At 45.6% G+C, this 25,193-nt stretch carries 19 protein-coding genes, 1 tRNA gene and 1 pseudogene; 14 read left to right on the top strand and 7 right to left on the bottom strand.

Annotation, left to right across the window (positions count from 1 at the left end; all coding sequences use genetic code 11):
- Positions 1-1,314: 1,314 nt before the first annotated feature.
- The 9 genes from QME03_RS06580 to QME03_RS06540 all read left to right on the top strand — a co-directional run bounded on the left by QME03_RS06580 (position 1,315) and on the right by QME03_RS06540 (position 13,497).
- Positions 1,315-1,866, top strand: a complete 552-nt coding sequence (locus QME03_RS06580) for a hypothetical protein (protein ID WP_281723845.1) — start codon at positions 1,315-1,317, stop codon at positions 1,864-1,866.
- Positions 1,867-2,299: 433 nt separating this feature from the next.
- A complete protein-coding gene (gene rimP / locus QME03_RS06575; RefSeq protein WP_273116518.1) occupies positions 2,300-2,764 on the top strand; it encodes a ribosome assembly cofactor RimP in 465 nt (154 codons plus the stop codon).
- 354 nt (positions 2,765-3,118) lie between these two features.
- Positions 3,119-4,381 carry a transcription termination factor NusA gene (gene nusA / locus QME03_RS06570; protein WP_273147788.1) on the top strand — a complete coding sequence of 421 codons (1,263 nt, stop codon included), beginning with the start codon at positions 3,119-3,121 and terminating at the stop codon, positions 4,379-4,381.
- Positions 4,382-4,452: 71 nt separating this feature from the next.
- Entirely contained in the window at positions 4,453-7,440 is a 2,988-nt protein-coding gene (gene infB, locus QME03_RS06565) for a translation initiation factor IF-2 (protein WP_025815849.1), read from the top strand.
- Positions 7,441-7,719: 279 nt separating this feature from the next.
- Complete coding sequence (gene sufB / locus QME03_RS06560) at positions 7,720-9,171, top strand: Fe-S cluster assembly protein SufB (RefSeq protein ID WP_281723844.1); 1,452 nt, start codon at positions 7,720-7,722, stop codon at positions 9,169-9,171.
- Between the two features lie 36 nt (positions 9,172-9,207).
- Entirely contained in the window at positions 9,208-9,969 is a 762-nt protein-coding gene (locus QME03_RS06555; protein ID WP_281723843.1) for a hypothetical protein, read from the top strand.
- A gap of 19 nt (positions 9,970-9,988) precedes the next feature.
- Complete coding sequence (gene sufC, locus QME03_RS06550; RefSeq protein ID WP_273114616.1) at positions 9,989-10,744, top strand: Fe-S cluster assembly ATPase SufC; 756 nt, start codon at positions 9,989-9,991, stop codon at positions 10,742-10,744.
- A gap of 13 nt (positions 10,745-10,757) precedes the next feature.
- Positions 10,758-12,101, top strand: a complete 1,344-nt coding sequence (sufD, locus tag QME03_RS06545; protein ID WP_281723842.1) for a Fe-S cluster assembly protein SufD — start codon at positions 10,758-10,760, stop codon at positions 12,099-12,101.
- Between the two features lie 181 nt (positions 12,102-12,282).
- Positions 12,283-13,497: an aminotransferase class V-fold PLP-dependent enzyme gene (locus QME03_RS06540; protein ID WP_281723847.1), complete on the top strand. Its 1,215-nt coding sequence runs from the start codon at positions 12,283-12,285 to the stop codon at positions 13,495-13,497.
- 484 nt (positions 13,498-13,981) lie between these two features.
- Here QME03_RS06540 and QME03_RS06535 read toward each other — a convergent pair whose 3' ends face one another.
- Positions 13,982-14,284, bottom strand: a complete 303-nt coding sequence (locus QME03_RS06535) for a hypothetical protein (RefSeq protein ID WP_281723841.1) — start codon at positions 14,282-14,284, stop codon at positions 13,982-13,984.
- A gap of 149 nt (positions 14,285-14,433) precedes the next feature.
- Between QME03_RS06535 and QME03_RS06530 the strand changes: the two genes are divergently transcribed.
- Entirely contained in the window at positions 14,434-15,042 is a 609-nt protein-coding gene (locus QME03_RS06530) for a ribonuclease HII (RefSeq protein ID WP_281723840.1), read from the top strand.
- A 441-nt stretch (positions 15,043-15,483) separates the two neighbouring features.
- Here the strand turns inward: QME03_RS06530 and QME03_RS06525 are convergent, their stop codons facing one another.
- The 3 genes from QME03_RS06525 to QME03_RS06515 all read right to left on the bottom strand — a co-directional run bounded on the left by QME03_RS06525 (position 15,484) and on the right by QME03_RS06515 (position 19,962).
- On the bottom strand, positions 15,484-16,290 hold the full coding sequence (locus QME03_RS06525) for a CPBP family intramembrane glutamic endopeptidase (protein WP_273147806.1): 807 nt from the start codon (positions 16,288-16,290) through the stop codon (positions 15,484-15,486).
- Between the two features lie 122 nt (positions 16,291-16,412).
- The gene (locus QME03_RS06520; RefSeq protein WP_281723839.1) at positions 16,413-17,336 is read right to left on the bottom strand and encodes a bifunctional riboflavin kinase/FAD synthetase; all 924 of its coding nucleotides are present in this window, start codon (positions 17,334-17,336) and stop codon (positions 16,413-16,415) included.
- A 4-nt stretch (positions 17,337-17,340) separates the two neighbouring features.
- Positions 17,341-19,962 carry a calcium-translocating P-type ATPase, PMCA-type gene (locus QME03_RS06515; RefSeq protein WP_281723838.1) on the bottom strand — a complete coding sequence of 874 codons (2,622 nt, stop codon included), beginning with the start codon at positions 19,960-19,962 and terminating at the stop codon, positions 17,341-17,343.
- 178 nt (positions 19,963-20,140) lie between these two features.
- Between QME03_RS06515 and QME03_RS06510 the strand changes: the two genes are divergently transcribed.
- From QME03_RS06510 to QME03_RS06495, 4 genes and pseudogenes are all read left to right on the top strand, one after another.
- Positions 20,141-20,214, top strand: a tRNA-Ile gene (locus tag QME03_RS06510).
- Positions 20,215-20,506: 292 nt separating this feature from the next.
- On the top strand, positions 20,507-21,454 hold the full coding sequence (locus QME03_RS06505; RefSeq protein WP_281723837.1) for a DNA adenine methylase: 948 nt from the start codon (positions 20,507-20,509) through the stop codon (positions 21,452-21,454).
- Positions 21,447-22,043 (top strand): annotated as a pseudogene (locus tag QME03_RS06500) (DNA-methyltransferase); the annotation flags it as partial. The gene QME03_RS06505 and the pseudogene QME03_RS06500, both read left to right, overlap by 8 nt.
- A 1,113-nt stretch (positions 22,044-23,156) precedes the next feature.
- Entirely contained in the window at positions 23,157-23,348 is a 192-nt protein-coding gene (locus QME03_RS06495; RefSeq protein ID WP_281723836.1) for a hypothetical protein, read from the top strand.
- Positions 23,349-23,488: 140 nt separating this feature from the next.
- Here QME03_RS06495 and QME03_RS06490 read toward each other — a convergent pair whose 3' ends face one another.
- From QME03_RS06490 to QME03_RS06480, 3 genes are all read right to left on the bottom strand, one after another.
- Positions 23,489-23,971, bottom strand: a complete 483-nt coding sequence (locus tag QME03_RS06490) for a pyruvate ferredoxin oxidoreductase (RefSeq protein ID WP_281723835.1) — start codon at positions 23,969-23,971, stop codon at positions 23,489-23,491.
- Entirely contained in the window at positions 23,961-24,473 is a 513-nt protein-coding gene (locus QME03_RS06485; protein ID WP_281723834.1) for an RNA polymerase sigma factor, read from the bottom strand. Before QME03_RS06485 ends, QME03_RS06490 begins: the two co-directional genes overlap by 11 nt.
- Before the next feature lie 134 nt (positions 24,474-24,607).
- Positions 24,608-25,153, bottom strand: a complete 546-nt coding sequence (locus QME03_RS06480; protein ID WP_410521759.1) for an NUDIX hydrolase — start codon at positions 25,151-25,153, stop codon at positions 24,608-24,610.
- Positions 25,154-25,193 lie beyond the last annotated feature (40 nt).

Here is a 25,193-nt window from a genome sequence, read left to right as displayed (position 1 = left end):
TCTTTGTAACGCAGGCGTAGCGGGCTACGTCAATTTGCAAAGGCAGAGAAGATGCCGACAAGAAAATAAAAGCTGTTAGGAAACAACACCAAAACAAGAATTCTGGAAACATTGTGGTCTAATAATCCGATTTGGGTTTAAACCAAAACTAGGGATAGGCTTTTCGCAAGCTTGCTTTTGCCCTTTGGTCAAAGCGCAAAAACATGGCGAAAGCACATCCCTAGTTTTGTTTTTTTTGGGGCTTTGGGTTAAAAGAAGCATTGAGACAATGTTAATGCAGTGATAAAACTTTACAAATGTCAACTTCCTCGCCGTGCATTCTAGGCAGCACCACACCGCAAAAAGAACCAAAAATGCCCTTAAAAGACAATTTTATCCACCAGCATCGCTTCGTTTTTCGTCCCATCTGTTGCTATTTACTATGTTTTAGCGTTTCTCTTTCCCCAAAAACACCACGCAGTTGTATTCAAAAATACAAAACATCATACTCCAAATTGCATATTCCAGAGAATAAAAACGCGCAATCGAAGTTGCTATTTATAGCAAATAAGCTTGCTAACTCATAGAGATAGCATTGCTAACTGCAGCAAATAGCCATGCTAACTCATAGAGATAGCAAGGTAAAATGATAGAGATTGCACAGCAATTTGGTACAAAACACCACCTAAAACGTAAAAATGGAGCGCAAAAACCATCAAAAAGCACACTTTCATCATAAATAGTGTCTTTAGGATGAGCACATGCCACTATGCCCTTTCGATGTATTTATATTCGTTTTTGCGGGATAAATAGCGGTGTTTTGGGCTTTATTTGTGGTAATCGCCTGTAAATAAAGGGATTATAAACTTTAAAAAATACGGGCTTAAATACAACCAATGCCCAGAAATTTTGCAGAGACGGCACTCATAATGTTAAATCTTGGTTCAAAATATTTACATTTTGCGTCTCGCTCACCACCTACATTTGTACAAAATCCACCATGTAGTAGGTCAATCGCGCTTGTGGGGAGGTAATTTCTTTGTCACTGTTGCACCAAGCATCACCGTTAGTGCGCTCAGTTTTAAAGGCTTTCAGACCAATTTCAGTAAAACGCCCAACCAAAACCTACAGTTAAATTTTAAAATTAAGGCTAGTTTGTCAAAATTAACCTTCGTTTTTCTTTGCAGATTAAAACAATAGCTGTATATTTGCAAAAAATAACCATAATAATCAGAAAGAACAGAGAGGCGTAAACCTCAATCGTTTAACCCAAGCGGCATATTGTTAGCGTAAGCAATGCACGCCAAGAAAGGTCGCTCGTAAAAACATAAAATAATGAGACAAATTAAATCAGGATTTATCATCGTGGCCCTGTTGGCGCTATTAGTGGCCTGCAGCAACGACGAAGAGAAGCGGAGATACCTGCCCATGTTGGCATCTAACATCGAAAACGAGGTGTTGGTTGAAGTGATTAACGGCACTCGCGCTCTTTCGCCCACCACCTTGTTGCGCGATAGTGTGTTCTCGGTGTATGGAATAGAGAGCGAAAAGAGTTTGCCTGTTAAAGTTTCAGTGTTGGAAGGTAAAGAAGTACTTAGTTTTAGAGCCGATTTGCCCGACCGCACATTGATGGACCTTTGGGATACCGATGAGGGAAGGCGAGGCGAAGGCTTTGCCGATTCTGAGATTACCGTGCAAGGCGCTCATATACACCTGCGTTTTTATTACGCGTTTAGTGCTCTTCCCAGGGCCGAGTTGATGCGTGGTGGGTCTACCATCGCGCTCCAAACGTTAGAATATCAAGGCAAAACCATCAATCCTTATAAGCGCTATGGCTGTTTTAAAATCGTTTTAAGGCGCACTCCACACGGATTTACGGTGGAATAGTGGCTTTACGTTGCCCCTACCTCAGGGTAGAAAGTTTTAAGCTGGCCGGTTTGTGTTTGTTCCGGTGGCTTTATGTCGAGCGCCGAAGTCTTTGTTGTGTTCAAGACGCTATGTTTGGGGGTGACAAGTGGCAGGGTTAGGGTTGCTGCTTGTTATCCCCAACATGTTTTGAGCGTGCACTTTACGCCACTGGCGGGGTGCAAACAACAAAGGAAAAAGCACCACATTGCGCTTGTAATTCGTGTTAAATAACAGTTAAAACATACATCGGATGCCCCAAATGGCAAAAGTGAATAAAAAAATAAGAGCAGATAACGCTTAAAGCGCCAAAATATTTTGCGCGTTTCGTTATTTTTTCGTAACTTTGCAGCATTCAGTGGAATGAGGGGCTCCGAAGAGAGTTCCTCATTTTCATTATCAGTAACATCAAAATATGATTGACAAAAGCGTCGTAAAACAACTTGTTGAACAATGGCTTACCGACAAAGAGTATTTCCTTGTCGATGTAGAGACGAGTCCAGACAGTCGCATCGTGGTTGAAATAGACCATGCCGACGGGGTTTGGATTGAGGATTGTGTGGAATTAAGCCGATTTATCGAGGAGCATTTAAACCGCGATGAGGAGGATTATGAACTCGAAGTGGGGTCGGCTGGATTGGGTCAGCCCTTTAAAGTGCCACAACAATACATTAACTTCATCGGAAAAGAGGTTGAGGTGCTCGATAAAGACGGCAAGAAATATAAGGGAACGTTGAAAAGCGTAGACGGAAACGACTTCGTGGTTACGGTTAACGAAAAAGTGAAGGTGGAGGGAAAGAAACGCCCTGTGCTGCAGGATGTTGACCATAACTTTAAGATGGATGGTGTGAAATATACCAAATATCTTATTCAGTTTTAATGTTTTTGAGGAGTAAGGAGTAAGTAGTAAGGAGTAAGTAGTAAGGAGTAAGTAGTAAGGAGTAAGTAGTAAGGAGTAAAGTAGTAAGGAGTAAGTAGTAAAGGAGTAAAGTCGTAAATAGAAATTTAGGAATTAATCCAAATAGATAGGCGTCGTTAGCCACTTTTCACCTTTATAAGCCTTTTCATCTTTAAAATCCTTTCCCTCACTCGTTAACTTATCAGCGCATAAATTAATCATTAAAAGGAGAAATTAATAGGCTCGCCCCATGCTGTTGAAACGTGGAAACACCATTAACGCGTGCAAGCAGTTTGCAATATTGGGGCAAGACCACATCAAACGATAATAAACCCTATGGTAGCAAGAAAAAAAGATGAGAATATCTTGAGCATGGTCGACACGTTCAAGGAGTTTAAAGACACCAAGAACATCGACCGTATGACCCTGGTGAGCGTGTTGGAAGAAAGTTTTCGCAACGTGCTTGCACGCATCTTCGGTAGCGATGAAAACTTCGACGTTATCGTAAACCCCGACAAAGGCGACTTCGAAATCTATCGCAACCGCATGGTTGTGGCCAATGGAGAAGTGGAAGACGAAAATAAACAGATTGCCTTGGCCGAGGCGCAAAAGATAGAACCCGACTATGAAGTGGGCGAAGAAGTAACCGAAAGAGTAGACTTCGCTAAGTTTGGTCGTCGTGCTATCCTTACGCTGCGTCAAACATTGGCATCGAAAATTCTCGAACTCGAACACGACTCATTATATAATAAATATAAAGACCGCGTGGGACAGGTTATTGCAGGCGAGGTTTATCAGGTGTGGAAGCGCGAAGTGCTTATCGTTGACGATGAGAACAACGAACTTATCTTGCCCAAAGCAGAACAAATACCAGCCGACCAATACCGAAAGGGCGAAACTGTAAGGGCCGTTATCCTTCGCGTAGACAACGAAAACAATAACCCCAAAATCATCCTTAGTCGTACCAGTCCGATGTTCCTCGAACGTCTGTTGGAGGGCGAAGTGCCTGAAATTAACGACGGCTTGATTTCTATTAAGCGCATTGCCCGCATGCCCGGAGAACGCGCTAAGATAGCAGTTGAAAGCTACGACGAACGCATCGACCCCGTTGGCGCATGCGTAGGTGTAAGAGGTAGCCGTGTGCATGGCATCGTTCGCGAACTGTGCAACGAAAACATCGACGTGATAAATTACACCGCAAACACCAAACTCTTTATCCAGCGCGCACTTAGTCCGGCACAAGTGAGCAGCATCAATCTAGATGAAGAAAATCGCAAGGCCGAAGTGTTCTTGCATCCTGAAGAAGTGTCGCTGGCCATTGGCCGTGGCGGATTGAACATCAAGTTGGCTTCAATGCTTACCGAGTACACCATCGACGTGTTCCGCGAGGTGGCCGAAGGAGAAGCCGACGAGGATATCTATTTGGACGAATTCTCAGACGAAGTAGACCAGTGGGTTATCGATGCCATTAAGAGCATCGGCTTAGATACCGCAAAAGCAGTGCTAAACGCACCCCGCGAAATGCTCGTAGAGAAGGCCGACTTAGAGGAAGAAACCGTTGATAGCTTGTTGCGTGTGCTGAGGGCTGAATTTGAATAAGGATAACAACACCATCCCTAAGCAGGCAAACATGGCGCACGCCACAACAAAAACAAAAACAAAACAACAGAATGAACATCAGATTAGGCAAAGCAATAAGTGAATTGAATATCGGACTCCAAACGGCAGTGGAGTTCTTAGAAAAGAAAACCGAACTGGGAGAGGTGAAAGCCGAACCCTCGTTCAAACTAAACGATGCGCAATATGATGCCCTTGTGAAAGCTTTTCATAAGGACAAGGAAGTGCGCAACCAAGCCGATAAACTCTTCCCAAAGAAAACTAAAGAGAAAAAACGCACCAACGAAAACAACGACCATCGTGCCGAAACGGTGCTTAACGAGGGAAAACAAAAGTTTACTCCGCTGGGTAAACTAGACCTCGACAGCCTTAACGGGAAGAAAACCGTAAAGAATTCTGATGTGAAAAACGCCAAAGACGATAAAAAAGAAGACGCTAAGCCTGCTGCCGTGGGCGAAGCTGCTCAGAAAAATCAAACTGTTGCGGTTGACAAACAGGATAAAGCAACACCTGTTGAGACAGTGAAAAATTCTGCTCCTACACAGGATGCGAAACCCGAAAAGTTAGCTGATAAGCAGACTGAACCACATAAAAATAAGGTGGAAGTTAAGCACGAACACAAACATAAGCCCGAGCAAACGCACAAGGCTGATGCTATCAAGCATGCTGATAAGCCCAAAGAGGCTGAACACAAGCAACATAAAACGGCCGAAAACGCTGCTAAGAACGTGGCAGACAAGGTGGAAACAACAACCCCGAAAGCTGATGCCGAAGGCGATGCAGCTGTTTCTAAACCGGCTATCTTCACCCTGAAGAGCGAACAAAATAGCGGTCCTGGTATTAAAGTGATGGGAAAAATTGACCTTTCTACCATCAACCAAAACACCCGTCCTAAGAAAAAATCGAAGGAAGAGAAACGCAAGGAACGCGAAAACAAAGGTCAACAGGGAGGCGAACGTCGCAAACGCAACCGCATTAACACCGAAAGGGTGGACATTAATGCTGCTGCCAACCAGCCCAATGGCAACAAAAATAAGGGCGGTAACAATGGTGGCAATAACAATAATAATGCTGGTGCAGGGCGCAACGCTAATAAGAAAGGCAAGAAAAACAATCGCAACCAGAAACCTTTAGAGGTGAACGAGGAAGACGTAGCACGCCAGGTAAAAGAAACATTGGCACGTCTTACCAACCGTAACCAAAATAAGAAGGGTGCGAAATATCGTAAAGAGAAACGCGATGCTGCACAAGAACGCCTAAACGAGGAACGTGCAGAGGAACGCAAAGAGAGCAAAACGCTGAAAATAACCGAGTTTGTCACCGTAAGCGAACTGGCATCGATGATGAATATCTCGGTGAACCAGGTTATCGGAACGCTCATGAGCGTGGGTATAATGGTGTCAATCAACCAGCGTTTAGATGCCGAAACCATCAATCTCGTGGCCGAAGAATTTGGCTTTAAGACTGAATATGTGAGTGCTGAAGTGTCTGAAGCTGTGACCGAAGAGGCCGATGACGAGGCCGACCTCGTGCCACGCTCGCCCATCGTAACAGTAATGGGACACGTAGACCACGGTAAGACCTCGTTGCTCGACTATATTCGCAACACCAATGTGATTGCTGGTGAGGCAGGAGGTATCACTCAGCACATCGGTGCTTACAACGTGAAGTTGGAGAATGGCCGACACATCACTTTCCTGGATACACCAGGTCACGAGGCGTTTACAGCCATGCGTGCTCGCGGTGCACAGGTAACCGACATCGCCATTATCATTATCTCGGCCGACGACAGTGTGATGCCCACCACCAAAGAGGCCATCGCCCATGCCCAAGCAGCCAATGTACCCATGGTGTTTGCCATCAATAAGATTGATAAACCAGGAGCAAACCCCGACAAGATACGCGAAGACCTTTCGCAAATGAACCTCCTCGTTGAAGAGTGGGGCGGTAAATACCAGTGCCAAGAGATTAGTGCTAAGAAAGGAATTGGTATTAACGAACTGCTTGAGAAGGTGCTGTTGGAGGCCGAAATGCTCGACCTCAAGGCCAACCCCAACCGCAAAGGTACGGGTAGCATCATCGAAAGTTCGCTCGATAAGGGTCGCGGATATGTATCTACCTTGCTTGTAAGCAACGGAACACTGCGTATTGGTGATAATGTTATTGCAGGAACAAGCTGGGGACGTATCAAAGCGATGTTTAACGAACGTAATCAACGCATCGAAAGTGCTGGACCTTCAGAACCAGCCATCATCCTTGGCCTGAACGGAGCGCCAACAGCTGGCGACGCTTTCCACGTGCTTGAAACCGAACAAGAGGCTCGCGACATCGCTAATAAGCGTTTGCAACTGCAACGCGAACAAGGCTTGCGCACACAAAAACGTCTTACACTCAGCGATATTTCGCACCGTATCGCACTGGGTTCGTTTAAAGAGCTCAACATCATTGTTAAGGGAGACACCGACGGTTCTATCGAGGCACTGAGCGACTCGTTCATCAAACTTTCTACAGAGAAGATTAAAGTGAACGTTATCCATAAGGCAGTGGGTCAGATTTCTGAAAATGATGTAACCCTTGCCGATGCTTCTGATGCACTGATTGTGGGCTTCCAAGTACGCCCATCGTCGGCCGCTCGCAAGCTAGCCGACCAAGAGGGTGTGGAGATAAACACTTATTCGGTTATCTACGACGCCATAGACGACGTGCACTCTGCTATGGAAGGTATGCTCGATAAGGTGAAGAAAGAAGTGGTAACTGGACAAGTAGAGGTTCGCGAAGTATACAAAATTTCGAAGGTTGGAACGGTGGCCGGTGCCATTGTTACCGAAGGAAAAGTTCACCGCGTGGACAAAGCACGACTCGTGCGCGATGGTATCGTGGTGCATACTGGCGACATCAATGCCCTTAAGCGCTATAAAGACGACGTTAAAGAAGTACCCACAGGCTTTGAATGTGGTATTAGCATCGTCAACTTCAACGATATTCAGGTGGGCGACATCATCGAAACGTTCACCGTTATCGAAGTGGAACAGAAATTGTAAGGTGAGGTTTTGAGTTGATGAGGCTTTGAGGTTTTGAGTTTTTGAGTTTATGAGGTTTTGAGTTGCAGATATGTTAGGGTTAGGCCATGCTTAGCATCAACAAATCAACTGATGAACGCAATAACTCAAAACCTCATAAACTCAAAACCTCATAAACTCAAAAAGCTAACAGTAACATTTGTTACCGCGCTGTTTCGCGGTACAATGTTTGCTGAACAATACGATAGGGGCGCTCCATTGGGGCAGCCCCTATTCATCGCTTAATGCAAATTAGTATATATGGAAGAAGTAAAAAACGAGAAAAACGCGTTTGTGCGAAGTGTAGCCGAACAGAAATACGAGTTCGGCTTCACAACAGACGTGGAAACAGACATCATAGATAAAGGCCTTAACGAAGACGTTGTGCGACTTATTTCGAGCAAAAAAAACGAGCCCGAATGGTTGCTGGCGTTTCGGTTGAAGGCCTTTAATCATTGGAAGACAATGAGGCAGCCCAATTGGGCGCATGTAAATCTGCCCGAGATAGATTATCAAGCTATCTCTTATTATGCCGACCCACTGGCCAAAAAACCAGCGAACAAGGAGCTTGACCCCGAGCTAGAGAAGACATTCGACAAGCTTGGTATCCCACTTGAAGAGCGTTTGGTGCTTGGAGGCGTGGCTGTTGATGCCATTATGGACTCTGTTTCGGTGAAGACAACCTTTAAAGAGAAACTGGCAGAGAAGGGCGTGATATTCTGTTCCATCGGCGAAGCCGTGCAAGAACATCCCGACTTGGTGCGCCAATACCTTGGTTCGGTGGTGCCTTATGCTGATAATTTCTTCGCAGCACTTAATAGTGCCGTGTTCTCAGATGGCTCTTTTGTCTATATCCCCAAGGGAGTGCGCTGCCCAATGGAACTTAGTTCGTACTTTAGAATTAATGCACGCAACACAGGACAGTTTGAACGCACGCTCATTGTGGCCGAAGACGACACCTATGTGAGTTATCTTGAGGGGTGCACAGCGCCCATGCGCGACGAAAATCAGTTGCATGCAGCCATCGTGGAGATTATCGTTAAGGATAATGCAGAGGTGAAATACTCCACCGTTCAGAACTGGTATCCAGGCGACGAAAATGGAAAAGGTGGCGTGTTTAACCTTGTTACTAAGCGCGGCGACTTGCGTGGAGTGAACTCAAAACTGTCGTGGACACAGGTAGAAACAGGCTCGGCTATCACTTGGAAATATCCTTCGTGCATCTTGCGCGGCGATAATTCGCAAGCCGAATTTTATTCTGTGGCCGTAACCAACCACTATCAGCAGGCCGATACGGGTACAAAGATGATTCACATGGGCAAAAACACCAAGAGCACCATCATCTCTAAGGGCATCAGTGCAGGCCGTAGTCAGAACTCTTATCGTGGATTGGTACGCGCAACGGCCAACGCCGACAATGCTCGCAACTATAGTTCGTGCGACAGTTTGCTGCTCGGCGACAAGTGCGGTGCGCATACTTTCCCCTATATGGACATACACAACGAATCGGCTATTATCGAACACGAGGCCACAACCAGTAAGATTAGTGAGGCACAGCTATTTTATTGCAATCAGCGTGGCATCCCAACCGAGCAGGCAGTGGGGCTTATCGTTAACGGATACGCCAAGGAAGTACTCAATAAGTTGCCCATGGAGTTTGCCGTTGAAGCACAAAAGTTGCTTAGCGTGTCGCTAGAAGGTACCGTGGGATAGGGTAATATAAATCACACTTTATAGAAACGACCACGCATGAAACTATTGTTGTTTGTCCTTATGCTACTGCTTGGCCCAACAGTTATGGCGCAAGATGCCCCCGTTCGCACGTTCGCCATCGAGGGGCAGATAGGTGGTACAACTTCTCCGCACGTCAAAACCCTAACCAAAGGGCAGTATCTTATCCCCGAAAAAGTGGGCTCGGGCTATGGCATGTTGTCTAAACTGCGTGTAGAATACTATCTTCCTTACACGCCTATATCGCTGAAGGCTGGTTACGAACACGAAGAATGGAACTTCCTTGACACTAATTTGGGCAATGATATGGAGGGTGTATCACTCGGCGTGCGATGTTATCCTGGCAAAAAGTTGTGGGGTGTACAGCCATACATCGGACTAGATGCGCTTTATAACTTTAGCGGGGGGAGTTATGCATACAGCAGAGATGTGGCAAGCGATCGCTTTGGTAGGGTTCGATACGATGGAATGGTGCATATTCCGCATGTCAGTGTAGCCCCAATAGCAGGTGTCGACCTTTATCTTTTCAGTTGTATAGCCCTTCAATTAGAATATAGCTGCCGACTGGGATTGAGTAGGGCGTCGGTGTTTAAGGCACAATACAATCACCAACCAGAACCCTTCGAGCTCCGTATGCGCCCAATAAGACATGGCTTTAATGTTGGACTGAAAATCGTTTTTCCGTTCCATTTCACCGCAGGAGATGGTGTTAATTTGGTACAAGGTATTCTCGATATACTGCTAAATAAGACCAATGACAATTATAGATACTATAGGTAAATAATAAAACAATAGATATATGTTAGAAGTAAGAAACTTACACGCCAAAATTGGCGATAAAGAGATATTAAAAGGCATCGACCTTACCATCAAAGAAGGCGAAACCCACGCCATCATGGGTCCCAATGGCTCGGGCAAAAGCACGCTCTCGGCTGTGCTAGTGGGCAATCCTATGTTCGAAGTTACCGATGGAACGGCCATTTTTAACGGCAAAAACCTACTCGAGATGAAACCAGAAGACCGAGCCAACGAAGGCATCTTCCTTTCGTTTCAGTACCCCGTTGAAATTCCAGGCGTATCGATGACCAACTTTATGCGCACTGCAATCAACGAGAAACGCAAGTATCAAGGTCTTGAACCGATGTCGGCTGCCGACTTTATTAAGCTGATGAAGGAGAAAAGGCAGGTGGTAGAACTAGACGCTAAACTATCGCAACGCTCGGTAAACGAAGGGTTTAGCGGTGGCGAAAAAAAACGTAACGAAATTTTTCAAATGGCAATGCTCGAACCTAAACTGGCAATTCTTGACGAAACAGACTCGGGTTTGGATGTTGATGCCCTGCGCATCGTGGCCGAAGGTGTTAACAAACTCAAGTCGCCACACAATAGCACCATCGTTATTACACACTACGACCGATTGCTAGACATCATCCGTCCTGATGTTATTCACGTGCTTTATAAAGGTAGAATAGTGAAAACAGCTGGCCCTGAGTTGGCTAAAGAGATTGAAGCACGCGGTTACGATTGGATTAAAGAGGAAATAGGAGAGAAGTAAAAACCCTGTAATAATGAATAGCGAGAAACAATATATAGACCTCTTCGAAGCCAATCGCGACGTTATTTCCGCCCATTCCACCGCGGTAATGAATGCTCTGAGAGAAAAAGCTTTCGAGGATTTTAAGCGCCAAGGCTTCCCAACGCGCAAGACCGAAAAATATAAATACACCGACATCAGCAAGCTTTTCGAACCCGATTACGGACTAAATCTTCAACGCTTGCCTATGCCTATCAACCCTTACGAGGTGTTTAGCTGCGATGTTCCACGCCTTAGCACAGCCAATCATTTTGTGGTGAACGATGCTTTGTTGTATCCTACGACACCTAATAAGCAACTACCCGAGGGCGTGGTTATTACTTCGATTTGCGATTATGCTGCAAAAAATCCCGATTTCATCGCAAGATATTATGGTAAGCTGGCCAAAACCGAAGACGATGCGGTGACGGCACTCAACACCATGCTTGCACAAGACGGATTGTTGGTGTATGTTCCGCGTGGCGTTAAACTCGAAAACACCATACAAGTGATAAACATTCTGCATGCCCAGGTAGACTTAATGGTTAATCGTCGCGTGCTCATTGTCGTCGAACCCCTTGCAGAAGTCAAGTTCCTTTTCTGCGATCACACCTTCGACGATCAACGTTTTCTTGCCACACAGGTTATAGAAGCCTTTGTTGACGATAACGCTAAGCTCGACCTTTATTGCATGGAAGAAACCCATGAGAAGAATGTTCGCGTGAGCAATGTTTATATTGAGCAGCAAGCTAGCAGCAGGGTAAACCACAATGTTATTACGTTGCACAATGGTGTAACGCGCAATAACGTGTTGTTATCGTTCCGTGGAGAGGATGCCGAGTGTAATTTGTCGGGTTGTGTTATTGCCGATAAGAAACAACATGTTGACAATAACACTGTGATAGACCATGCTGTGCCCAACTGTCACAGTCATGAACTCTACAAATATGTGCTCGACGATGAGGCGGTTGGCGCTTTCGCCGGACTTGTTTTGGTGCGGAAGGATGCCCAACACACAGATTCGGAAATGCGAAACCAAAACATTTGTGCTACCAAAAAGGCGCATATGTTTACCCAACCCATGCTAGAAATCTATGCCGACGATGTGAAATGCTCGCACGGCTCTACCGTAGGGCAGCTTAACAGTGAAGCTTTGTTCTACATGCGCCAACGGGGCGTGAGCGAAAAAGAAGCTAAGCTGCTGCTCGAATTTGCATTTATCAACGAAGTCATCGACCAAATGCATCTCGAACCACTACGCGAACGCCTACATCATCTCGTTGAAAAACGCTTCCGTGGTGAGTTCGACCGCTGCGAAGGATGTAGAAAAGTGCAGTAAAAAAAGCCTCACCCCCTTCCCCTCTCCAAGGGGAGAGGGGCGTGGTATGTGTAGTTAGTTAACAAGTTAACAAGTAGGTAAGTTAATGAGTAGACGGGTTAATGAGTTTACAAGGATGTTTGCCACTCTGCAACAAGGCATTTGGCTTAACTCCTCATTCCCCCATAACTCCTCAAAAGATATGTACAACATCACCTCCATTCGTTCAGAATTCCCCATTTTATCGCGCCAAGTATATGGCAAGCCGTTGATTTACCTTGATAATGGGGCCACAACACAGAAGCCACTTTGCGTTCTTGATGCCATGAGGCACGAGTATCTCAACGCCAATGCTAACGTGCATCGTGGCGTTCATTATCTTTCGCAAAAGGCAACCGACCTGCATGAGGCTGCCCGAACCACCGTACGCAAGTTTATTAACGCGCAAAGCGACAACGAAATTATTTTTACGCGTGGCACAACCGAGGGCATTAATCTCATCGCTTCGTCTTTTTGCGAAGGCTTCATGCAGCCAGGCGACGAGGTGATTATATCCACAATGGAACACCATAGCAACATTGTGCCTTGGCAATTGATGGCTGCTCGTCACGGTATAGCCATTAGGGTGATTCCAATGGACGACAACGGAGAGCTTATTCTCGATGAAATGGACCAATTGTTCACTTCTCGCACCAAACTTGTTAGCGTTATGCAGGTGAGCAATGTGCTCGGAACAGTTAACCCGATAAAGGAGATTGTACGACGTGCGCATCTTCATGGTGTGCCAGTGTTGGTGGATGGAGCGCAGAGCGTGCCACATTTTAAGGTGGATGTTCAAGATTTGGATTGCGACTTCTTCACCTTTTCAGGACATAAAGCATACGGACCTACAGGTGTGGGTGTGGTATATGGTAAAGAACAATGGCTCGAAAAACTTCCTCCTTATCAAGGCGGAGGCGAGATGATTGCCACTGTGAGTTTTGAAAAAACCACTTTTGCCGAACTCCCTTTTAAGTTTGAGGCGGGCACACCAGATTATGTTGCCACGCACGGACTGGCTACGGCGCTCGATTTCCTCTCGTCTTTGGGTATGGATAATATTCAACGCCACGAACAAGAACTTACTCGTTATGCCACAGAACAGCTTAAAACTATCGATGGGATGCGTATTTTTGGCCATTCCATCGATAAAGATGCGGTGATAAGTTTTCTTGTTGGCAACATTCATCACCTGGACATGGGTACACTGCTCGACCGTCTTGGTATCGCCGTTCGTACTGGTCACCATTGCGCTCAGCCGCTTATGGCTCGCCTAGGTATATCGGGAACGGTGCGCGCTTCTTTTGGTTTATACAACACACGCGAAGAAGTGGACACCTTTGTTGCCGGCGTGCGCAGGGTGTCTGCCATGTTTTAGGCACTATTTGCTTCGGAATGGTTAGACTGTTTTTGCTAAGGCCATCCTTTAATATAAAAAAACGCATCGAATGAGCTTTTTGTAGCTCTTCGATGCGTTACTGTTTTCGAAGGAGATAGTAGCGAAACGCTTTGAACTGCATGGTGAGCGAATTGCGTTTGATGATTTTAAGTTGGCCTTCCATTCATCTATTGGCCATTGCAGAGTGTGATTTTGTAGGGTGAATCTTCGTGGAGAGATTAATGCGAACGATGGAATGGGTAAAATTAAGCGTTAGTTTGCAGCTCAATACCAAATTATGCGAGCGCTCCCTGTTCCATTAACCACTAGGAAGGCATGTCTTTGACAAGGCTGTTAGTGGCTCGTGCCGCGTCAGAAGTGATGATGGGCTAGAAGAGATCTGCACAATTTAGGTGCAATTGCTTACCATAGGTTTTAAGAAATAGCCCATTTTATCGATGCTTTCCCTTCGCTCTCTAGCGCATTACTTGCGTTTGCAAGAACTAAGGTTGCGTTTGCATCCTCTAAGAGCCAGCGCAAACCAAGCCGTACATATCAATCGAGCCACAAACGGAGCATTGGCGGGCAACACAGCTAGCAAGAACGCCACCTGAGCATTGAGCAGATGTAGGGTGCTACGGGTGTTAATCTCCATCTTCAACACGACTGAATAATACAAGCTCAACCAAACTATGGGGAGCATTAGGGTGGCTTTAACACTAGCGAAGATGTTACTAACTCGTACTTCACGCGCTGAATTTACTGGTAATGTCATTTCCTTTTTCATTGTTCTATGTGTTGAATGTTATTATTTGCTTAACTTTGTGGTTGCAAAATTGCAGCAAAATAAAGAAGCATCATTTCACAAATGAAATAAGTTTGTTAATAATCAGTAAATCAAACGAGTTTAAACGCAACACCATATTATATAGATATATGTTAGAATCTCATTTTTTTGCCGACCTAATCGAGGCCGGTTGCGACGAAGCGGGTAGGGGATGCCTAGCCGGAAGCGTGTTTGCTGCGGCCGTAATTCTGCCTGTTGACTATACCAATGCGCTGCTTAACGACTCTAAAAAGCTAACCGAGAAGCAGCGTTATGCCCTACGCAAGCAGATAGAAAAAGATGCTGTGGCATGGGCTGTGGGCGAAGTTACAGCCGATGAAATCGACGAAATCAATATTCTTAACGCCAGTATTCTGGCCATGCACCGTGCACTCGATGGGTTAAAGGTGCGACCTCAGGCGGTGATTGTAGATGGAAACCGCTTTAAACCCTATGGCACCTTACCTCACCAAACCATTGTTAAGGGCGATGGCAAGTATCTTTCGATAGCTGCTGCTAGTGTTTTAGCCAAAACCTATCGCGATGATTACATGGATAATCTGGCCAAGCAGTGCCCATTTTATCAGTGGGAAGTGAACAAAGGCTATCCCACAAAGGCACATCGTGCGGCCATTGTGGAGCATGGCGTGTCGCCTTTTCATCGCAAAACCTTCAAGGGCGTGAAAGAAATGTTGGAAGAAAAGGAAGAAAACTCCTAAATACTTATAGGATTATAGCTGGCTAGATATGTTAATTAAACCTCTTTTGAGCGATAAATATTTTAAAGCTTTTACAGAATTGCCTAAAAAAGAGACTTTCTTTTCAAGTAATTTAAAATAGTGCAATTAAAATTTGGCACATTCGGTTATATTATGTATTTTTGTGAATAGAATTATAAACTTCATATTTGGCGTTACACCGTGCGCCATTTTCTCACTTCTTCTATCCTAAGGCAAGCTGAGAGATGTGTGCAAATAAGGTTAATCGCCCATTCATAAAAATCTTTTTCACTACAAGAAACGTCCCGTATATTGCGTGAGCAACATACGGGACCATGTTTTTTATGCCTACTTGGAGCATTGCGCGTAGTTTTTTGCACTGTCAACAGCACACTTCGTCTTCGCCAAATGCCAGCTTCGCGTCTTAGTTTGCAACTTTGGTTAATGTGTTCTGCCTTCGTTCCCCATCCGTTTATTAAGCTGAAACAGCGAGGGCAACAGCACCAGGAGCGAGCAGAACAAGCCCATGTACATCAGTTTGTTGTCGCCATGGAACAAGTCGATAAGCTGTCCATCGTTTAAGTCGGGCATAAGCACATACATTGCGTAGGCCACTGTGTTGTTAGCCCAATGGAAAATCACGCCTGGAACTACGCTATGCGTGCGATAATAAAGCCATCCCAAAAGCAAACCCATTGTAGAGGCATTAACAAATTGGGCCAAATTAGCGTGCACGGCACCAAAAAGCAGAGCCGAAACAACAATGGGAATCCAGGGCAAACGGTTGTTGAAGTAGGCCAACAGACACCGTAAGATGGCTCCACGGAATACCAATTCTTCGGCCACTGGTGCTAAGATGCCCAGCGCAAGGTAGCCCCAACGACTCCCCAAGATGCTGTCGAACAGTTGTTTTACGTTGTCAGCAACGGTGATGTTGAGCTGCTCGTATATCCATTGTAGCGGAAGTATGGCGCCAAGGGCTGCTAAGATGGTCCATACCAGCACGCCCCAAGGGTGCTGTTGCAGGTAGTGGCGTGATATGGGCGCCCACTTTCGCCATAGAAACAGGCCGATAATGACGATGCTAGCCACTGCGCTGCTCAGCGAAAGGGCTGTTGGACTGGCCGAAGCGGGGTGTTTGATTGAATCGTCGAGGTACAAAGCCACGAGCGAAATGCCAAACTGTATCATGATAAAAACCACGATATAACACATCACACTAAGAATAAGACTGTTATTTTTTTTCATTGTTAATAATGTTTTGACTTTGTTGCTAGCGCATTAGTTGGGCCAATGGCCTGCCATAAATATTGTTGTGTAATTGCATATGGGGTTAACGAGTGGCTGCATGGCGCATGGCTGTTGCGTGGTTAGCGTTTCGCCACGTGCGCAAGCATGCTTCTCGCCGATTGCTCGTCGGCTTTCATCTTTGTTTTCAGTTCGTCAATCGAGTTAAAACGCACTTCGGGGCGAATGCGTTCTACGAACGAAACGCGCATGTTTTGTCCATAAATATCGGCCGAGAAATCGAGGATATTGGTTTCGATGGTTATACCCTTGCCGTTGAAAGTGGGTCTATTGCCGATGTTGGTCATGCCCATCAGCGGTTGTTCAAAGCCGTCTAGCTCTACCAAGGTGGCGTAAACGCCGTTTTGAGGGAGCAGTTTTTGCGCATTGTCTACAAGGAGGTTGGCCGTGGGGAAACCCATTTTTCGGCCCTCTTGAAAGCCTGGCACCACCTGCCCCGCAATAGAATAGTCGTAACCCAGCAGTGCATTAGCCTGGGTAATGCGCCCTTCTTGCAAGTGGCTGCGTATGGCCGACGAGCTGATATGTTCGCCATCAGGAGCAAACTGCGGTGCTTCAGTCACGTTGATACCCATTTGCTTTCCATACCTTTGGTAGTCTTCAAAACCTTCTTCGCGGTTATGCCCAAACTTATTGTCGTAGCCAATCACCAGTTGGGCCACGTTTAGTCGTTCTTTCAGTATCCGTTGCATAAACTCGCGGGCTGTAAGCGCCGCCATATTCTCATCGAAATTCAGCACCATGGTGTGGCACGTGCCCGTTTGTCGCAGCAGTTTTAGCTTCTCTTCGGGTGTAGAAAGCAGTTGCGGCGTAAAGCCCTGTTGCACCACTTGGCGTGGATGTGTGCCGAAAGTAACCACCATCGAGGGCATGCCATTTGCCTTAGCCAGCTGCCTAACATAGTCTATGAGGTAGCGATGACCACGGTGCACACCATCGAAAAAGCCGATTGTGGCCACACAGGGAGGGGTGTTGGGAGTGTGCATAACGTTAGACGGATGGCTGTGATTGAGGTTTGGGTTTAAACCATCGCCACACTTCGCCCGCCCACATCACCACAGATGTTGCGCCAATGATGCATCCCCACTCGGCAAGCGACAGCGGAACGGTGCGGAACATACGCCCACCAAAGGTGACAATGAGCCATTGTCCAGCCACGATGAGCAAGAGAACGAGCAACAAACCGCGGTCGGCATAGAGACGACGGAAGGTGCTATGGTGCGAGTTTAGCGTCTTGGCATTAAACAAATTCCAGAACTGAAGCATCACAAAGGTGGTGAAGAAGATGGTGAGCTGATGTGTATCCACGTTGCCTCCACGCTCGTTGCGGAAGTAAATAAGCATCGCAAACAGCATCGCGAAGAACACCAGACCGCAAAATATGATGCCCTTAGCCATCGAAGGCGATATGATGGGTTCTGATTGTTTGCGGGGGCGTTCGCTCATTACCTCGCGTGTTGGTGGCAACGAGGCCAAAGCCATAGCAGCAAAGGTGTCCATAATGAGGTTAACCCAAAGTATTTGCGTAACAGTTAGTGGCATTTGTGTGCCAATAATTGCGCCACCAAGCACCAAAAGCAATGCCGTGAGGTTGACAACAAGTTGGAAGAAGAGAAAACGACGGATGTTGTTGTAGAGCGAACGGCCCCACATCACCGCGCGTTCGATAGAACCAAACGAGTCGTCTAGCAAAGTCATATCTGATGCTTCCTTGGCAACATTGGTGCCACTGCCCAATGATAGTCCCACGTGGGCATGGTTAAGAGCAGGTGCATCGTTGGTTCCATCGCCTGTAACGGCCACCACTTCGCCACGTTGTTGCAGCAGGTTAACCAGTCTTTGCTTATCTGTGGGGCGTGCACGCGACATCACGCGCAGCACTTTCACGCGTTCGTAGGCTGTGTCATCGCTCAGTTCGGCAAAGTCGGGACCCGTAATTTGCGCCTCCAATGGTGTCTCTTTCTGCCAAATACCAATCTGTCGGGCAATCTCGATAGCCGTTGCAGCGGTGTCGCCCGTTACGATTTTCACCTCGATACCAGCGTTAAGACACTCTTTAACGGCAGCGGGAACATCTTTTCTAATAGGGTCGCTGATGGCAGCCAAGGCCTGAAGGGTGAAGCCTTGCATCAAGTTGGGTTCGCTAAAGCCTTTTCCTTCGTTGTTGTTTAGTGGCTTATAGGCGAAAGCCAGTGTGCGCATGGCCTTGTTTTGATAGCCACGCAGCAATTGTGCGTTGGCCTCTTGTTCCTCGTTGCTTAGGTTGCAGAGTGCCATAACCGTTTCGGGCGCACCCTTTATAAAGAGCAGTCGTTGGCCATTAACACGAGCGATGGTGGCCATATATTTGCGATCGGTAGAGAAAGGCAACTGATTTTCCATGCATTCGGTCTTTCTCAGTTCGCGATAATTGTGGTTGTTTGCCTGCAACCATAGTAACAAAGCCACCTCGGTGGGGCTTCCAATGCCCGTCGTTGCACCATTTTTTGTTTCCAAATTAGCTGTAGAGTTCAGTGCGATGGCGTTGGTAAGGGGTGTATCTGGCGTTAAAACGCGCATCTCAGCCACTTGCATTTTGTTTTCTGTAAGCGTTCCTGTCTTGTCGGTACATATCACTGTCACTGCTCCCATTGTTTCGCAGGCATGCAATTTACGCACAAGGTTATTGCTTTTTAGCATTCGTCGCATGTTCAAAGCAAGACTTAGTGTAACGGCCATAGGCAAACCTTCGGGAACAGCCATAACCAAAAGCGTTACTGCCATCATAAAATAATGTAGTACCACCTCGGCCATACCTATATAATTATTGCTTTGCCAAAGCTCATTGGTAAGTATGTCGTGCACTAAAAACACCGAAAACGCCGTTATTGCCACGCTAAATCCCACCTTGCTGATAAGTTTTGCCAGACGGTCGAGTTGCTGATTGAGGGGAGTTTTCACAGCTGTTAGTTCGGTAGCCTTGCGTGCCACTTTTCCAATCTCCGTGCCATCGCCCACTGCCACCACTCTAGCTAGGCCACTTCCATTCATCACCATGGTAGAGCGCAGCACCATATTGGTGGGGTAGGTGGCCTCTTCTTCGGCCACATTGGGCGAAGCATGTTTGTTGATAATGGGTTCGCCAGTAAGCGTAGATTCATCAATTTGCAGGTCGGCCGATTGAAGAAGCATGGCATCGGCAGGAATTTCGTCGCCCACTTCGATAACAATGAGGTCGCCCACCACCACATCTTTACGTGCAACGGTGGTAGTATCACCGTTTCTTCTTACCTTTACGAGTTGTTCCTCGCCCAAGGTTGTAAGCACATCAAACTTTCTAGCGGCGTCTCTTTCAAAGTAAAAGCCGATGGTAGTGGCCAAGATAATAGCCAAAAATATGCCCAGCGTTTCAAGAAACTCGCCGTTGATAAACGAGAAAATCAGTGAGACGGCAGCAGCCACGATAAGAATTTGGATGATGGGGTCGCGGTATTTGTCGATGTACAAAGCCCAAAGCGAGGCGCGTTTGGGAGGTGTAAGTATGTTCGCGCCATGTTCGTTGCGGCTCAATGCCACTTGTTCGTCTGTCAATCCAGCCTTGTCGAATTTCTCTAATGTAGTCTCAATACTCATTGATGCGTATGTATAATAGTGTGTTGGGATATATTTCCCCAAGTATGCAAAGTTACATAAAAGCCCCCAAATTTGGTGTTGGTCCTTTCATTTTTACGTCTTTTTGTCTTATTTGTTTGGAGATTTCCTTTAAAACAACTACCTTTGCACCTGCAAACAACCCCAAAGCGGGTGGTTCGGGCTTTTAGCTCAGTTGGTTAGAGCAACAGACTCATAATCTGGAGGTCCTTGGTTCAAGCCCAAGATGGCCCACAAACAAGTCACAACAAGTGACATTCAATGTTTAAAGTATAGAAGAGAAGCTATCGCAAGATGGTTTCTCTTTTTTCATTTTTGGCGTGTGCTGGGCAGAACTTCCAAGCTGGTGTGGCTTTATTCAAATAAATAATACATAAAAGCCTGCTTTATGTTAGTATAATTTGCTATTTTTGCAGTTAAAAGAAAGAGAGAAACGCTGTACTAGAATATAATGGATAGCGGATTCTGACCAAGCTCTGCACGGATATAGAAAGATGGCATTGCCTAAAAACAATATCAATCAACAATGACTTTATTTAAAGGCGCAAAGCCGTTTGTTAAGTGGGCAGGAGGGAAAACTCAACTCTTGTCAGACATAGAAAGCCTTTTACCAACAGATTTCTGCAGCAGGGACATCACCTATGTGGAACCATTTGTTGGCGGAGGTTCTGTTTTGTTTTGGCTATTGCAACGCTATCCCAACATACAACACGCTGTTATCAACGATGTAAACGCAAAACTGATAAACGTGTATCGTGTTATTAAGGCCATGCCCCAAAAGCTTATCAGTGCTCTACGCATGCTTGAAAACGAGTATCTGCCCATGAACCATGCCGAACGAACGGCTTACTTTTTGGAGAAACGCAGGCGTTTTAACGATGACAAACTAACAAACGTGGAGCAAGCCGCTATCTTTATCTTCTTAAATCGCACCTGTTTTAATGGCCTTTATCGCGAGAATTCTAAGGGAAAATTTAACGTTCCGCATGGAAAATATGTACACCCTAAGATATGCGATGAACAAACTATCATGGCCGACTCTGACCTCTTGCAACGCGTGGACATCCTTTGCGGCGACTTTGATGCTACAAAGCGGTATGCCCATGAAGATACGTTGTTATACCTCGACCCGCCATATAAGCCGCTGAACAGCACTTCTTCGTTCAACACTTATGTTAAAGAGCCCTTTGGCGATGCCGAACAAGTGCGCTTACGAAATTTCTGTAACGAAGTAAGCGAGCGTGGTAGCTTGTTTGTTCTCAGCAACTCAGATGTAAAGGGTCATGACCCCAAGGACAATTTTTTCGATAATCTGTATGCCGCATACAACATTCAGCGGGTGCTTGCCACACGCATGATTAACTCAAATGCGGACAAACGAGGAAAGTTAACCGAACTTATGATTTCAAACATCGAACAAGGAGAGGGTGGTAACGCTTATAATCCCATTGTTCTAAAATCTTTGTGTGGCTAATTGTTTAACGGAACTAGGATTTAAGATACTCAATGTAATCACTAGGGTCAAAACAAATCAGCCCCCAAACATCTCGTACAGGTAGTTTACGCATAGCTCTGAGTTTATCATTTGGGCACGTAAGTCTAAGAAAACATCTCATTATTTCAACTACCAACTGATGAAAGAGATGAACGACAACAAACAAATGACCGACGTTTGGCACCTACCTGCCATTGCTCCGTGGGAAAAGACCTGCACAAAACACCCTACTCAAAAGCCTTTAGCCTTGCTTACACGCATTATTCTTGCCTCAACTAGGCCTAATGATTGGATACTCGATCCCTTTGCTGGTAGTAGTACCACTGGTATAGCGGCAAACTTGTTTGGGCGTAGATACTTGGGTATTGAACAAGAGTCTGATTTTCTTGAGATTTCAAAAGCTCGACGCATCGAAATAGAGCAGCTTGACATTGTCTCAACTTTCAGAGAAACAATCTTTAAACAGTTAAGTAGGCAAAGCAATGGTTATAATTATGAGCCTCTTACTGATGCCATGCAGCTGAGTGATGAGGTTTCAGATTATAACATCAGTGCATTGCCCTTTTAAAAAGAGGGCTTTTGGATTATAAAGGTGACTTCGACAATTTAATGTTTAAGCCCAATTGGGCGTTAGTGTCATTTGCCATTGTGCTTATTACAGTTAGATAACATGGTTTTTAAACCCAAATCGCTCTTTAGACCATACTGTTTCTATAATTCTTGTTTTTGTGTTGTTTCCTACCGTCTTTTATATTCTTGTCGGCATCTTGCCTGTATTTGCAACTTGACGTGGCCCGCTACGTCTGCTTTACAAAGATAGGCAAGATGCCGACAAGAAACCCAAATTTGTTTAGGCTCTAATGACGGAGATATGGGTTAAACGATAGGCGTATTTTGGTCATATTGAACGTTTTAAATAGTGTGCCATGAAAGTTCTATGCTTAAGGCTCAAGCAAGCTAATGGCGCTAATGGCGTTTGTTTTGCATGATTGGTACTCTTTCTTTCTTTGTTAAATTGGGTATTATTATTTTACAAAACGTGTGTTGGATTTCTACCCATTCTAGCGAATAAACCTGTTAAAAAGCAGGGTTTTTGGGACTTTTTTGGGGTGTTGCTGTTTTATTTGACATCGTTTTTTAGGGTAGAACCATCAATTTGTACCTTTTTACCTTTCTATTTTGTTGCAGAGGCGAAGAATTTTACCGCCCCAAAAACGGATTTTAGTAGCTAAAAAGTCGATTTATTTGCTGGTTTTTGCTTATTTGAAGAGCCGTTTCTGTATTCGTTGTAAAGATTTAAGCAGCATAAAAAGCGCGTTTTGCAGCATTTTGAGTTGCATTTAGCACCATTTTACCTTGCGTTTTGTAGGAGATAGCACTGCATTTAGCACGAGTTAGCACTGCGTTTTGTAGGAGATAGCATCGCGTTTTGGTGCATATTGCGCAGAATTTTGTGAGAAATAGCCTGTTTTTTGGTAAAAATCACAGTTTTTATGCCCAAAAGGCCCTTTGTCTGTTTTTGCCGATTTAGACCTTTTTGCATCACAACAAACCTCCGCGAGAATTGAAAATTTTCGGCCGAGCGACAATTGGTGAGCAAAATAGCCACTCATAGTGTTAAATATCGTGCTGAAAACTTTACATATTGTGTGGACGAGGATAGTTCAAACCCAATACAACAATGAGAGAAACAATAAGCATTGGCACACATAAATACAATAAACGCCTATGGCAGATTGAGCTAAAGAAGAGGATGGCGTGGACTGTTTGCCAAGAAGTAAAGCACAAAAGGGTTAATGAGCGTATTTTTAGCGTACAAGTAAAGATGGAAGTGAGCGAATTGTTTCGGCTTTTCCCCTTTCACCACCAATAAAAAACAAAGGCCGCAGCGCCTTTTGAGCGACTACGGCCATTGACCTTACGTTAGTATAATGAAAAATTTGAGAGAAAGAAGCTTCACAGCTTCGATGTTGTTTTACTAAACATTGTTATTGAGAAAGCATAGAAAAATTCTTATTTAATGACGTTGAGCGATGCGGCAGGTGCGCCAACAGGCTTGATAGTGTCGATAGCAGCCGAGTCGCGCAAGGCAACCGACGCCCCTTTCTCCACCTTATTATAGCCTGCCATGCCCGTTGTAGAGGGCTGTTGAGTTTGGAAAGACTCTTGCGCGGCATTGCCCAGGGTTAGGAAGATGGCCACAACGGCGGCTGCTTTGAACAGCGGTTTAAGTCGTTGAGTAAGGGTGATGGTGCGAGCTTTCACCTTTATGGGCTCATCCTCTTCGATCATGGCCAGCAACCTATTGTCGAAGTCGGCGTCCAGGTGCTTTTCTTTCGTCTCCAATTGTTGGTAAGCGAAGAGCGGCTGGTATTGGCGTAGCTCGGCTGGTACGTCTTTCTGTGAGAAAAACGCACGCAAGATACCTTCCTCTTCCAAAGAAGTCTCGCAGTTCCAATAGCGCTCCAATAGTTGGTTGATGTATTTATAATCCATAATCTTCTACGTTTTTGAACTTTTGTTTTATCGTTTGTCTAGCCCTGAAGATGTTTATTTTCACCTGTTCTTCGGTGATTTCCATTATCTGGGCAATCTCGCGATAGCTTTTCCCTTCGAATTCATGAAGCTGCATGCTTGTTTTTTGTTTCTCGGGGAGGGCGTTGATGATGTCTCTCACTAGTTGTACGCGGTCGTTTTGCAACATTTCCTCGTAGGGATTAGCGGTGAGGTCGGGCTTTTCGGCATGTGTGTCTTCTATTGAAGGGCTGCCGTGTCCTTTTCTTTTGATGCTGTCTAGCGCCAAGTTTCGGCATACCGTCAGACTGAATGCTTCGATAGACTCTAGCTCGTCCCATCTTTCTCGCCTGTTCCAGACTTTGATGAGTGTGTCTTGCACAATGTCTTCGGCGTCGCGTTCATTAAGCGTAATGCGCATCGCCAGCCTGTACAACTTGTCCTTTAAGGGCAGAATGTCATTGCGAAAGCTTATTTTGTTCATCTGTCTCTATTATGAATGACGATTGTGTGTTGAAGATGTTACGCGTGTTAACACTATTTAAAGATTTTGTTTTCAATGTTGAGCTGTTTTGTTCACCGCGAAGTGGTGGGCGAACCGCTGGTTTTGCGGTGGTTTTAAGGGTTTAACTCATTTTCTAGGGCGAAGTATTTCCATAGTGGGGCATACATCATTGCTTGGTAGAGTTCGTTGTTTTTAAGCATGCGCAGCATCTCGTTGCGACTCACCAAGTGTACTTCTATGTCTTCTGTAGCGTCAAGATGTTGGGTGGTAATCTTCTCCACACCAGTAGCCAAGAAGCAATGGCAGCGGTTGGTCATTGTGCCAGGGTTTGGTGCGATGGTCATTAGCGGTTGCCATTTGCCGTTGCCATATCCTGTTTCTTCAAGCAGTTCTCTTTGCGCAGCAAGCAATGGAGGTTCGTTTTGTTCCACAACGCCAGCGCAAATCTCCATGGCGGTGACGCCTAGTGCATGTCTGTACTGTCTTACCAATACAAAGTCACCGTTGTTTGTGATGGTTACGGTGTTCACCCAATCGGGATATTCCAGCACATAATAATCGTTTACCACTGCGCCAGTGGGTAGTTTTACTTTGTCGCGGCGTGCTGTAAGCCACTGTTTTCGTATCAAATATTCCTGGTCGAGCACTTGCCAAACCATGTTGTTGCTGATGTTTTGCGTCGTTTTGTTGGGCGCTACA

The sequence above is a fragment of the Hoylesella shahii genome (assembly GCF_937990675.1).
Taxonomy (GTDB): domain Bacteria; phylum Bacteroidota; class Bacteroidia; order Bacteroidales; family Bacteroidaceae; genus Prevotella; species Prevotella shahii.
The sequence above is the reverse complement of the archived record's forward strand: the minus strand, read 5'-3'. Positions and strand labels throughout refer to the sequence as shown.

Excerpts from the sequence above, each read along its gene's own strand:
- QME03_RS06580 (WP_281723845.1), top strand. The coding sequence starts at position 1,315 with ATGAGACAAATTAAATCAGGATTTATCATCGTGGCCCTGTTGGCGCTA.
- rimP (WP_273116518.1), top strand. The coding sequence starts at position 2,300 with ATGATTGACAAAAGCGTCGTAAAACAACTTGTTGAACAATGGCTTACC.
- nusA (WP_273147788.1), top strand. The coding sequence starts at position 3,119 with ATGGTAGCAAGAAAAAAAGATGAGAATATCTTGAGCATGGTCGACACG.
- infB (WP_025815849.1), top strand. The coding sequence starts at position 4,453 with ATGAACATCAGATTAGGCAAAGCAATAAGTGAATTGAATATCGGACTC.
- sufB (WP_281723844.1), top strand. The coding sequence starts at position 7,720 with ATGGAAGAAGTAAAAAACGAGAAAAACGCGTTTGTGCGAAGTGTAGCC.
- QME03_RS06555 (WP_281723843.1), top strand. The coding sequence starts at position 9,208 with ATGAAACTATTGTTGTTTGTCCTTATGCTACTGCTTGGCCCAACAGTT.
- sufC (WP_273114616.1), top strand. The coding sequence starts at position 9,989 with ATGTTAGAAGTAAGAAACTTACACGCCAAAATTGGCGATAAAGAGATA.
- sufD (WP_281723842.1), top strand. The coding sequence starts at position 10,758 with ATGAATAGCGAGAAACAATATATAGACCTCTTCGAAGCCAATCGCGAC.
- QME03_RS06540 (WP_281723847.1), top strand. The coding sequence starts at position 12,283 with ATGTACAACATCACCTCCATTCGTTCAGAATTCCCCATTTTATCGCGC.
- QME03_RS06535 (WP_281723841.1), bottom strand. The coding sequence starts at position 14,284 with ATGAAAAAGGAAATGACATTACCAGTAAATTCAGCGCGTGAAGTACGA.
- QME03_RS06530 (WP_281723840.1), top strand. The coding sequence starts at position 14,434 with ATGTTAGAATCTCATTTTTTTGCCGACCTAATCGAGGCCGGTTGCGAC.
- QME03_RS06525 (WP_273147806.1), bottom strand. The coding sequence starts at position 16,290 with ATGAAAAAAAATAACAGTCTTATTCTTAGTGTGATGTGTTATATCGTG.
- QME03_RS06520 (WP_281723839.1), bottom strand. The coding sequence starts at position 17,336 with ATGCACACTCCCAACACCCCTCCCTGTGTGGCCACAATCGGCTTTTTC.
- QME03_RS06515 (WP_281723838.1), bottom strand. The coding sequence starts at position 19,962 with ATGAGTATTGAGACTACATTAGAGAAATTCGACAAGGCTGGATTGACA.
- QME03_RS06505 (WP_281723837.1), top strand. The coding sequence starts at position 20,507 with ATGACTTTATTTAAAGGCGCAAAGCCGTTTGTTAAGTGGGCAGGAGGG.
- QME03_RS06495 (WP_281723836.1), top strand. The coding sequence starts at position 23,157 with ATGAGAGAAACAATAAGCATTGGCACACATAAATACAATAAACGCCTA.
- QME03_RS06490 (WP_281723835.1), bottom strand. The coding sequence starts at position 23,971 with ATGGATTATAAATACATCAACCAACTATTGGAGCGCTATTGGAACTGC.
- QME03_RS06485 (WP_281723834.1), bottom strand. The coding sequence starts at position 24,473 with ATGAACAAAATAAGCTTTCGCAATGACATTCTGCCCTTAAAGGACAAG.
- QME03_RS06480 (WP_410521759.1), bottom strand. The coding sequence starts at position 25,153 with ATGGTTTGGCAAGTGCTCGACCAGGAATATTTGATACGAAAACAGTGG.